This is a genomic window from Pseudochelatococcus lubricantis (genome assembly GCF_011762225.1).
Taxonomy (GTDB): Bacteria; Pseudomonadota; Alphaproteobacteria; order Rhizobiales; family Beijerinckiaceae; genus Pseudochelatococcus; species Pseudochelatococcus lubricantis.
In genome coordinates this window covers 1-11,219 of record NZ_JAASQI010000020.1, presented here as the reverse complement: position 1 = coordinate 11,219, position 11,219 = coordinate 1, and the positions used below count along the sequence as shown (strand labels likewise).

Here is an 11,219-nt window from a genome sequence, read left to right as displayed (position 1 = left end):
CGCATTGCGTTGCGAAAAGACGATCGAAGCATTCATGGGCTTCGTTCACCTCGCTTGCGCAATGATATGGATCAGATGAATGCAGACAGCGCCTAGCCCTCTCATATAACTGGAATATCTTTGTTGCCTGAAATTGTGGCAAAAAATCAGGATCCAGGGGCATGACGAGGGCAGGGTGTAATTTCGCGCCCGCGACGCAATCCGCATGCGGCTACCGGCGCGTTGTCGCCCCGATTCCGGATGGGGCAGCGTGTTGAGCCTGTGCGTGACACGAAAGGCCATCTGACGCCCGAAGCGATGACAGCGACTGCGGTTCCGTTTATTCTGACGTTGCTGGGGTGATACCGGAGTTTCGTCATGAGCAGGCGCATTGCAGCGGGAATGGCTATGACCGTAGCGCTCTTGCTGCCGTTACCCGGGCGGGCGGAGGTCGAGGTGAGGTTCGTCGCGCCGGAGCATTTTTCGGACCGCGATTTCAGGCGGTCGGCGACGCGCGCGCAGGCCATGAAAGTCTTCGAGACCTTTCTCGCACAACTGGGAAAGAAGTATCTCGGCGAGAAACAGTTGCTCACCATCGAGATTCTGGATATCCGGCTGGCGGGAAATTACGATTCCTGGTGGAGCGTGATGAACGATGTCCGCGTCCTCACGGACATTACGCCGCCGCGCTTCGGCCTCCGTTATACGCTGAAGGACGGTGGGCGAACCGTGGCGCAGGCGCGTGAAAGCATCACCGATGTCAACTATCTGACCAACCCGGCGGCGCGCCTGTCGGTCGACCCGTTCGTTCACGAAAAAATCCTGCTTGAAAACTGGTTCCGCAAGCGGTTCGCGAGGCAGCCACCGGCCGGCTCCTGAACCTGCTCCTGGCGCGCCGGCCTCCCGGTTGCAACCTCGCGGGCGGTTCCGATGCCGCCAAGCCGACGAATATTTTGCCAGGGCGACAAATCGGGGTTGACCGGAGCAAGCGGGATAGGTAGGAACCATGCTCTGAAATGAGCAGAAGCCTCTTGGCGGCCGTCAACCTTGCGGCAGCCGGGAATTGTTATTTTTTTACCGGCAGGCCTTGCGCTGGCCGGACGGAGAACGGTTCGATGAAGATTCGCAATTCGCTGAAGTCGATCCGCGGCCGTCATCGCGACAACCAGCTCGTGCGTCGCAAGGGCCGCGTGTACATCATCAACAAGACCCAGAAGCGCTTCAAGGCGCGTCAGGGCTGATGCCCTTTGACACCCCGCACGCGGGGTATGCTGTGTCTGCAATATGACGGCCTCCGGATTCGCTTCGGAGGCCGTTTTCACACACAGTACCGGCGTCCCGGTGCTGGGCCGGCTGGTACGGGCTTTGCTCAAGCGCCGCACGGGCCACGGTGGCCTCTTGAGCCGGCTGCTCTTGGGCGAGCTGCTTTTGGCATAATTTCGGGAGCCGTCCCGCGTGAACGCCTGCCCGCCTGAAGATTCCCTGCAAATCGATGCGTCCGCTGCCAGCTTCGGCCTCAACTGGCCGGGCAAGGCGCAAGCGCGGCGGGCTGCATGGACCGACGCCGGCATGCGCCTGCGCGAGGTGGCGGATGCCGGGCTCCACGCCGATACCACGCGGAACCTGCTGATCGAGGGCGACAATCTCGACGTGCTCAAGCTGCTGCGGGCGGACCACGCCGGCACGGTGAAGCTCATCTATATCGATCCGCCCTACAATACCGGCAACCCGCTGCTCTACAACGACGATTTCCGCACGCCCGCCCCCGGCGGCGCGGACGCGGCACATGCGCCCGCATGGCTGCGCCCGCATGTCGCCTGGCTGTCGATGATGTATCCGCGCCTGCTGCTGGCCCGTGAGCTGCTGCGTGAGGACGGGCTGATCTTCATCAGCATCGGCGACGAGGAACTGGACAGCCTCACGCAGATCGGCCGTGAAATCTTTGGCGACGAGAACTTCTGCGGCCATCTGATCTGGGAGCGGAAGAAGAAGCCGTCCTTCCTCGACGCGCGCATGGGCCGGGTGACGGAGTTCATCGTCTGCTTCGCGCGCGACCGCGCCAAGGCGCCGGCCTTCACCGCAGGCGCCGTCACCGACGGCAAGAAATACCCGTTCAACAATGCGGGCAATGGCGTGCAGGTCCTCACCTTTCCCGCGCGGGCGGTGTCGTTCGGCTGCGGCGACGGCGTCATTGCGCCGCAGGATATGTCGGGGGGCAACATCGTGACGGAGCTGCTCGACGCGGTCGAGATTCGCGACGGCGTGAACGGCAACGCCTTCCGGCTGAAGGGCGAGTGGCGCTATGCGCAGGCGACGCTGGACGCGCTGGTGACGGAAGGCGCGCGCATCACCATCCGCAAGGCGCCCTTCCGGCCCAACCTCGTCAGCCGCTCGAAGGCGCGCAAGAAGACCGCGAGCCTGCTGTCGTACCGCACCAACGGCGTGCCGACGAACGAGGACGGCACGGCCGAGATCAGGGCGCTGTTCGGCACCGACATCATGCCCTATCCCAAGCCCTCCGGCCTCATCGCCTATCTGGTCGACATGGTGACGGGGGAGGGCGATACGGTGATGGATTTCTTCGCGGGCTCCGGCTCCACCGCGCATGGCCTGTGGCGGGCGGATATCGGGGCGGGGCTGCGGCGACGCTTCATTCTGGTGCAGTCGCCCGAGCCGACGCGCCAGCGGCGCGCCAACGGCATGTGGAAAACCTCGCCCGCTTTCGAGGCCGGCTACCCGACGATCTTCGCCATCACGCTGGAACGCCTGCGGCGCACGGCGACAGCGCTTTCCGGCCAGCTGGAAGCGCACTCCGGGCCGACGACGGAAAGCGCCGGCGCCGATCTAGGCTTCCGCGTCCTGCAAGTGGCGGGCGGCGAGTCATAAAACTGCGGACAGACACAGATGCGGAGGGTTGTCATATCCATACAACAGTGTTGTATGGATACACCACGATAGCGAATCATGTCGCCGCCGGCGCGGCGGGACGGCGTTACGGGACGGCCGCTGATGATGGCCGGCACTTTACACGGTAATGTGAACGCGGGGATTGCTTGGCTCGGATGACGGACAATCGGCGCAAGCGCGGGGCACGGGTGTCGGGCGTTGTCGGCACGATCGCCGTGGTGCTGGCGCTGGCGTCCGCTCTCGGCACCTTCCTCATCCTCGCGGGGTTGACGCCGATCCTGCCGACGCATTCGGTCGTCGTCTGGGCGCTGGTCGGCAACGGCATTCTGGTGGCGCTGCTCACAGCCATCGTGGTGTGGGAAACGTGGGCCATCGTGCGGGCGCGCCGCGCGGGGGCGGCGGCGGCCGGCCTGCATGTGCGAATCGTCTCGCTGTTCAGCCTCGTCGCGGCCTTTCCCGCCGTGCTGGTGGCGGTTGTCGCCTCGATCACGCTGGAGCGCGGCCTCGATCCGTGGTTCACCAATTCGCTGAAGGCGCTGATCTCCAACACGGCCGAGATCGCCGATGCCTACCGCGAGAGCCAGTGCCGCAATCTCGCGCGCGAGACGGACCTGATGGCCGCCGACCTGAACCGCGCGTTGGTGCTTTACCGGGCCGACCGCAAGCTGTTTCAGGACTTTCTGCGTTCGCGCGCCACCTTTCTCGGTTTCCCCGTCGCCATGCTGGTGGAGCCCGACGGCACCGTGATCGAACGTTTCGACGCCGACGAGGGCGAGAAGCTGCCCGGCCCCAGCCACGAGGATATCGAGGCGGCCAACTCGGACGACCCGGTCTGCCTCATTCCCCAGTCCGGCAACCTGTTCCGCTCCATCCTGCGCCTTGCTTGGGAGGAGCAGACAATCCTCTACGTCGCCCGGCACGTCGATCCGCGCGCGGTGGAGTTTCCCGCCGTGGCGGAGGTGGGCGTGGCATACTATCAGGCGCTGGAGCAGAAGAAGGTCACGATCCAGATCGTCTTCGCGCTGATGTTCGCGCTCGTCGCGCTGATCGTGCTGCTGTCCGCGGTCTGGTTCGGGCTGAGCCTCGCCAACCGGCTGGTGTCGCCGATCCGCCGCCTCATCCACGCGACGGATCAGGTGGCGAGCGGCAACTTCTATGTGCGGGTGCCTGTGCTCAAGACGGAGGGCGACCTCGGCCATCTCAGCACCACCTTCAACAAGATGACCACCGAGCTGCGCCAGCAGCACGACGGGCTGGTGGCGGCCAATGAGGTGATCGACCAGCGCCGGCGCTTCACCGAGGCTGTGCTTGCCGGCGTTTCGGCAGGCGTCATCGGCACGGACGGTGAGGGCGTCATCAACATCGTCAACCGCTCGGCCGAGGCGCTGCTCGGCACGTCGGCGGCGGAACTGGGCGGCCAGCCGGTCGGCGAGGCTATCCCCGAGATCGCCGATCTCGTCGCCGAGGCGCTCGGCAGCGTCCACCGGGCGCAGGCGCAGGGCCGCGCGCTGGCACAGGGGCAGGTGTCGCTGTCGCGCGGCGGCCGCGAGCGCATGCTGAATGTGCGCGTCACCAGCGAGAAGGACGAGGGCGAGGACCGGGGCTTCGTCGTCACGCTGGACGACATCACCGGGCTCGTCGCCGCCCAGCGGACCGCCGCCTGGGCCGACGTGGCCCGGCGCATCGCCCATGAGATCAAGAACCCGCTGACGCCCATCCAGCTCTCGGCCGAGCGCATCCGGCGCAAATACGGCAAGGTCATCACCGAGGACCGGCAGGTGTTCGACCAGTGCGTCGAGACGATCGTGCGGCAGGTCGACGACATCAAGCGCATGGTGGACGAGTTCTCCTCCTTCGCCCGCATGCCCAAGCCCGCGCAAACGGACGAGGATATCGTGGAGACGGTGCGGCAGGTGCTGTTCCTGATGCGCGTCGGCTCTCCCGACATCACGTTCGAGGAGGCGTTGCCGGAGGCGCCGATCATCGCCCATTTCGACCGCCGGCTGCTGTCGCAGGCGCTGACCAACATCGTCAAGAACGCCACGGAGGCGGTGAAAGCCGTCCCCGAGGAGGAGCGCGGGCCGGGCCGGATCAGCGTCGGCGTGCGGGCGGAGGCCGGTAACGTCGTCATCGAGGTGATCGACAACGGCAAGGGTTTCCCGCGCGAGAACCGCCACCGGCTGCTCGAACCCTACATGACGACGCGCGAGGGCGGCACGGGGCTCGGCCTCGCCATCGTCGGCAAGATTCTGGAAGACCATGGCGGCGGCATCCAGTTGCTCGACGCGCCGGCGGGGCGGGGCGGGCGGGTCGTGCTGTGGTTGCCGCTGGACGGCACGGCGAGTGCCGCTTCCGCGCCCGCCCGGCCGGGCGCGCCGCAGCCCCCGGCGCCGGAGGGCCTCGCTGCAGAAACGCCGGCCGCATCTACCACCGCCGCCAGACCGTATGAAACGGTCGGCGGAGATAACCCGGAGCCCAAGCATGAGCGCTGACATCCTCATTGTCGATGACGAGGCGGATATCCGTGATCTCGTCGCAGGTATTCTGGAAGACGAGGGGCACCGCGCCCGAACGGCGGGCAGCTCGGACGAGGCGCTGGCCGCCATCGAGGCGCGCCGGCCGCATCTGGTGTTCCTCGACATCTGGCTGCAGGGCAGCCGGCTCGACGGCCTGCAGGTGCTCGACATCGTCAAGGAAAACAACCCCGAGTTGCCGGTGGTCATGATTTCCGGCCATGGCAATATCGAGACGGCGGTTTCCGCCATCAAGCGCGGCGCCTACGATTTCATCGAGAAGCCGTTCAAGGCCGACCGCCTCGTGCTGGTGGCGGAGCGGGCGCTGGAGGCATCGCGCCTGCGCCGGGAGGTAAAGGACCTGCGCGCGCGCTCCGTCCAGGCCAGCCGCATCGTCGGCCATTCGGCCATTGTCAATCAGCTTCGCCAGACCGTGGAGCGGGTGGCGCCCACCAACGCGCGCGTGCTGATCACCGGCGCGCCCGGCGCGGGCAAGGAACTCGTCGCGCGCACCATCCACAACCTGTCCCACCGGGCGTCGGCGCCGTTCATCGTCATCAACGCCGCCACCATCACGCCCGAGACCATGGAGCAGGAGCTGTTCGGCGTGGAAAGCGGGGACGGGCGCGGGCGGCGTGTGGGCGCGCTGGAGGAGGCGCACGGCGGCACGCTCTATATAGACGAAGTCGCCGACATGCCGCGCGAGACGCAGAGCCGCATCCTGCGCGTGCTGGTGGACCAGAATTTCCAGCGCGTGGGCGGCACGGCGCGGGTGCATGTCGACGTGCGTATCATTGCCTCGACCGGCCGCGATCTGGCGCACGAGATCGCGCAGGACCGCTTCCGCGAGGATCTCTACCACCGCCTCAGCGTCGTGCCGATCCGCGTGCCATCGCTCGCCGAGCATCGCGAGGATGTGCCGGAACTGATTGCCTTTTTCATGGACCAGATATCGCAGGCCACCGGCCTGCCGAAGCGCACCGTCGCCGAGGACGCGCTCGCGGTGCTGCAATCCCACGACTGGCCGGGCAACGTGCGCCAGCTGCGCAACAATGTCGAGCGCCTGATGATTCTCGCCGGCGGCGAGCTGGAGGCGGCCATCACTGCGCAAATGCTGCCGGCGGAGATCGGCACGCTGGTGCCCACCACGCCCGCCGGGGCAGGGGGGGAGAAGCTGATGAGCCTGACGTTGCGCGACGCGCGCGAGATATTCGAGCGCGAGTATCTCATCGCCCAGATCAACCGCTTCTCCGGCAACGTGTCGCGCACAGCCGAGTTCATCGGCATGGAGCGCTCCGCCCTGCACCGCAAGCTGAAATCGCTGGGAATAGCCGGGTAGGGCGCCGGCGCGCCCGCCCCGTCGACGGGAATTCGTTCCGGCTCGACAGGAGGAGCCGCGGGGGCACGGGCGGATCGACAAGTGGCGCCGCCCTTCCCGATGGCGGCTGCTGGAAGATTTCGGACATCGGCGGGTAATTTCCGGGCCGATTGTCATCGTTGTGTAGCGTACCGCTGCCAGAGTCCGCGCGTTAACGAAATAACGATGCAAGGACCTGAGCGGTGTTGATCATTGATGGAGTGACGAGGCGGTTCGGAGAGAAGGCCGCTGTCGCCAATGCGCGAGTCGAGATTCCTGTCGGCAGCATGGTGGGTGTTATCGGGCGTTCCGGGGCCGGAAAATCCACGCTTCTGCGCATGATCAACCGCCTGATCGACCCCACCGAAGGCCGCATCCTTTTCGAGGATACGGATGTGACGCGGCTGCGTGGCCGTGAACTGCGCAACTGGCGCTCCCGCGCTGCGATGATCTTCCAGCAGTTCAATCTGGTCAACCGGCTCGACGTGCTCACCAACGTGCTCACGGGCCGCCTCAACCACGTGCCGCTGTGGCGGTCGCTCACCAAGACATATACGGATGCCGAACGCACGCTCGCGCTGCGCGCGCTGGAGCGGCTCGGCATCGCGGAGGTGGCGCTGCAGCGGGCGGATACGCTTTCCGGCGGGCAGCAGCAGCGGGTCGCCATTGCACGCGCCCTCCTGCAGGAGCCGCGCATCATTCTGGCGGACGAGCCGATCGCCTCGCTCGACCCGCTCAATGCCAAGGTGGTGATGGACGCGCTGCGCGACATCAACCAGCATGATGGCATCACGGTGATCAGCAACCTGCACACGCTCGACACCGCGCGCCATTACTGCAACCGCATCGTCGGCATGGCCAACGGCCACATCGTATTCGACGGCACGCCCGACGAACTCGACGACGCCGTGGTGCGGCAGATTTATGGGACCGAAGGTGCGACGCTCGACGAGCGTATCACCTCGACCAGCATCGTTCCGGGTGGGAAGCTGGCGACGGCTGCCACTCCCGCCTGAACCAGACGCCGCCGGTAAGGGGGCCGGCAGCGGGCAAAACAGCCAAGCCCCTACATTGTCACCAACACTCACGGAGTACACCATGCTTCGCAAGCTGATGCTCGCGGCTGCTGCTGCCACGCTCGCTTTCGCCGCCCCTCTCGCCGCCCAGGCCCAGAGCTACAAGGACACCGTCAAGGAGTTCCGCGTCGGCCTGATCGGTGGCGAGAACGCCTCGGATCTGATGACCCGCAACGAAGGCTACCGCAAGCTGCTCGAGACCGAACTCGGCATCCCGGTCAAGCTGTTCCCCGCCACCGACTACGCCGGCATCATGCAGGCCATCGGTGCCGGCCAGGTTGAACTCGCGGCCTTCGGCGCCTCGGGCTTCGCCGGTGCGTACCTCGACTGCAACAAGTGCATCGAGCCGATCGTCGTTCCGGAAGAGAACGATGGTTCGACGTTCTACTACTCGGTCGCCGTGGTGCGCGCCGACAGCGGCATCAACTCGCTGGACGAGGCCAAGGGCAAGTCGCTTGCCTTCGCCGACCCGAACTCCACCTCGGGCTACCTGATCCCCAACGCCACGCTGAAGGCTGAGGGCAAGGATCCGGAGAAGTTCTTCTCGCGCGTCGGCTTCGCCGGTGGTCACGAGCAGGGCGTGCTCGCGGTGCTCAACAAGCAGTACGACGTCGCCGTGACGTGGACCTCGGGCCAGGGCGACATCAACGAGGGCTATTCGCGCGGCAACCTGCGCGCCATGGTCGACAAGAAGCTGCTCAACATGAAGGACGTCAAGATCATTTGGCAGTCGGGCAAGATCCCGAACGGCCCGATCACCGTCCGCACGGACCTGCCGGCCGACCTCAAGGCCAAGCTGCTGCAGATCCACCTCGACCTGCCCACGAAGCACCCCGACATCTACAAGGCGATCGAGCGCGGCTCTGGCAAGGGCTATGCCAAGACGACGGTCGAGCTTTATCAGGACATCATCAAGCTGCGTCAGGCGGAAGCCACCGGCGGCCGCAAGAGCTGATTTCCACCTGTTGAAGGGGACCGCCCCGGCGTTTCGGCCGGGGCGGTTTCCCGTTTTGCCGCCTCTCCGGTGCCTGGTCTCCGCAACCCGAAAAGTGCCGCGTCATGACGCATATCGAGACAGCCAGCGCCTACGACATCATGCGTCGGCGCATCGATGAACACCGCCAGGAGAAGTTTCGTGCCACGCTGGTCGGCGTCGCGATCTTCCTAGCCCTGTTCGCTCTTGCCGCATGGTGGGCGGATTTCGGCATTCTGCCGGTGATCGAGGGGTTGCCGAAGCTCGGCGAATACGTTTCCAAGCTGTTTTCGACGCCGGCCGCGCAGGGGTCGGCGGAGCGTATTCCGATCGTCTCGCTCTCGCATCTGTTCGGCGGCTGGGATACGAAGCAATCCCTGCTTTATTGGTTTTACAACATCCACACCTTCCTGGTGCTGATCCTCGACACCGTGGCCATGGCCGTGCTCGCCACGCTTCTCGGCTTTTCCGTCGCCTTCATCGTCAGCTTTCCGGCCGCCTACAACCTGTCGCCGCACGGCCTGATCGTATGGACGTCGCGCCGGTTCCTTGAAGTGCTGCGGTCGATTCCCGATCTCGTCTTCGCCCTGTTCTTCGTGTTCTGCTACGGCGTAGGCCCGCTTGCGGGCATTCTCGCCATGGGGCTGCACTCGGCGGGTGCGCTCGGCAAGCTGTTTTCGGAGCTGAACGAGAACGCCAGCCCCCGCCCGGCGGAAGGCATCGTCGCCTCGGGCGGCAACTGGTTCGAGATGATCCGCTATGCCATCGTGCCGCAGGTGCTGCCGGGCTTCCTGAGCTACGGTCTGCTGCGTTTCGAGATCAATGTGCGCTCGTCCGCCATTATCGGCGTGGTGGGCGCGGGCGGCATCGGCGAGGAGTTGAAGAAGGTCATCAACTTCAACCGCTATGAAGACATCAGCGCCGTCATCCTTCTGATCGTGCTGCTGGTGGTAGCGATCGACACCCTTTCCGGCTTCCTGCGTCAGCGGCTGATCCGCGACACGCGGGTTGTGTAAGGCGGCGGAGTACCCCGACGCACCGAATGGATTGACAGACAAGTGGACCAACCCATGCGCCCCATCCGTCTCGATGCCGTGACGCCCGAAGAAATCCGCGCCGCGCGGCTTGAAAACCCGAAGGCTTTCGGCCTCACGCCTTCCGAGCGCACGCTCGCGGGCTGCATCTTCGCGGCCGTGCTTGCCGTCGTCGTCTGGCTGCACATAGCCTATGGTCTCACGCCCGCCCGGCTGTTGTCGCCCGATCCGCGCGCGATTCTGCTGCTGGCGAACTTCTTCGACTGGTCAAATTTCGCCAATTTTGCGCATGCGGACATCTTCCGTTCGCTCGGCGAGACCATCGCCATGGCCTTCATCGGCACGTCGCTCGCGGCGCTCGTCGCGCTGCCACTGGCGTTTCTGGCGGCGCGCAACGTCATTCCCGCCTTCATCGTGCGATTCTTCACCAAGCGCCTGTTCGACGTGGCGCGAGGCATCGACCAGGTGATCTGGGCGCTGATTTTCATCTCCGCTGTCGGTCTCGGGCCACTCGCGGGCATCCTCGCCATTTTCATCAGTGACACGGGCACCTTCGGCAAGCTGTTCGCGGAAGCGATCGAGAACACGGAGAAGGGCCCGGTAGAGGGTCTCGAATCGGTGGGCGCCTCGCCGGTAACGGTGCAACGCTACGCCCTGCTGCCGCAGGTGCTGCCGGTGTACGTGTCGCAGGCGCTGTATTTCTTCGAATCAAACACTCGCTCGGCGACGGTGCTCGGCCTCGTCGGCGCGGGCGGCATCGGTTTCGAGTTGATCTCGCGCTGGCAGGTGATGCGCTTCGACGAAGTGGCCTACATCATCGTGCTGATTCTGATCACGGTCGGCCTGCTCGACCAGATTTCGCGCATGGTGCGCGAGCGCCTCATCGGGCGTCCCCATCAATAACGGCGCCACGCGGCGGCTTCCGCGGGCCGCGAAACGACGGATGGTGGAAAACCGGCGCATCGTGCGCCGGTTTACGCAAAACAGGCCTTGCCACGGACATCGCAAGTGGGCTAGAAGCCACTCCTGCTGTAGCAATTCACACCGGCATCCAGGCCGGCTGAAGCAGGGACCGCTCCGCCACTCGGCACAATCCGGATGGCGCATCGCGGTGGACGTTTGAAGGGAAAAGCCCAGTCAAACGACCAGCCCCTTCAGGCGCAGCAGCATTGGCCTGTGCGGATGAGTTTCGCAACCAATGTTTGGAGAGGTGGCCGAGTGGTTGAAGGCGCACGCCTGGAACGCGTGTATACGGGCAACCGTATCGAGGGTTCGAATCCCTCTCTCTCCGCCATAACTACTTGATTTCTCAGTGTTTTTTGACTTTTCGCGACCTGCCCGATTAGTGCGGGAAGTTCAAAGACATGCACCGTTGGCGGT

9 protein-coding genes and 1 tRNA gene are annotated in these 11,219 nt (G+C 65.1%); all 10 read left to right on the top strand.

The annotated features are described in order from the left end of the window. The first annotated feature begins 387 nt into the window (after positions 1 to 387). Positions 388 to 858 carry a DUF3016 domain-containing protein gene (locus FHS82_RS20625; RefSeq protein ID WP_166956578.1) on the top strand — a complete coding sequence of 157 codons (471 nt, stop codon included), beginning with the start codon at positions 388 to 390 and terminating at the stop codon, positions 856 to 858. Between the two features lie 236 nt (positions 859 to 1,094). After that, positions 1,095 to 1,220, top strand: a complete 126-nt coding sequence (gene ykgO, locus FHS82_RS20620; protein WP_166956575.1) for a type B 50S ribosomal protein L36 — start codon at positions 1,095 to 1,097, stop codon at positions 1,218 to 1,220. Between the two features lie 214 nt (positions 1,221 to 1,434). Further along, on the top strand, positions 1,435 to 2,865 hold the full coding sequence (locus FHS82_RS20615) for a DNA methyltransferase (RefSeq protein WP_166956572.1): 1,431 nt from the start codon (positions 1,435 to 1,437) through the stop codon (positions 2,863 to 2,865). A 176-nt stretch (positions 2,866 to 3,041) separates the two neighbouring features. Next, a complete protein-coding gene (locus FHS82_RS20610; protein ID WP_166956569.1) occupies positions 3,042 to 5,378 on the top strand; it encodes a sensor histidine kinase NtrY-like in 2,337 nt (778 codons plus the stop codon). Then, positions 5,368 to 6,738, top strand: a complete 1,371-nt coding sequence (ntrX, locus tag FHS82_RS20605; protein ID WP_166956566.1) for a nitrogen assimilation response regulator NtrX — start codon at positions 5,368 to 5,370, stop codon at positions 6,736 to 6,738. The genes FHS82_RS20610 and ntrX overlap by 11 nt, the downstream gene beginning before the upstream one ends. Positions 6,739 to 6,959: 221 nt before the next feature. Continuing rightward, positions 6,960 to 7,772: a phosphonate ABC transporter ATP-binding protein gene (phnC, locus tag FHS82_RS20600; RefSeq protein ID WP_166956562.1), complete on the top strand. Its 813-nt coding sequence runs from the start codon at positions 6,960 to 6,962 to the stop codon at positions 7,770 to 7,772. 82 nt (positions 7,773 to 7,854) lie between these two features. Next, a complete protein-coding gene (gene phnD, locus FHS82_RS20595) occupies positions 7,855 to 8,787 on the top strand; it encodes a phosphonate ABC transporter substrate-binding protein (protein ID WP_166956559.1) in 933 nt (310 codons plus the stop codon). A gap of 104 nt (positions 8,788 to 8,891) precedes the next feature. Then, entirely contained in the window at positions 8,892 to 9,821 is a 930-nt protein-coding gene (gene phnE / locus FHS82_RS20590; protein ID WP_166956556.1) for a phosphonate ABC transporter, permease protein PhnE, read from the top strand. 54 nt (positions 9,822 to 9,875) lie between these two features. Continuing rightward, positions 9,876 to 10,742, top strand: coding sequence for a phosphonate ABC transporter, permease protein PhnE (phnE, locus tag FHS82_RS20585; protein WP_166956552.1), 867 nt, complete (start codon positions 9,876 to 9,878; stop codon positions 10,740 to 10,742). A gap of 301 nt (positions 10,743 to 11,043) precedes the next feature. Continuing rightward, positions 11,044 to 11,133 (top strand) — tRNA-Ser (locus FHS82_RS20580). Positions 11,134 to 11,219 lie beyond the last annotated feature (86 nt).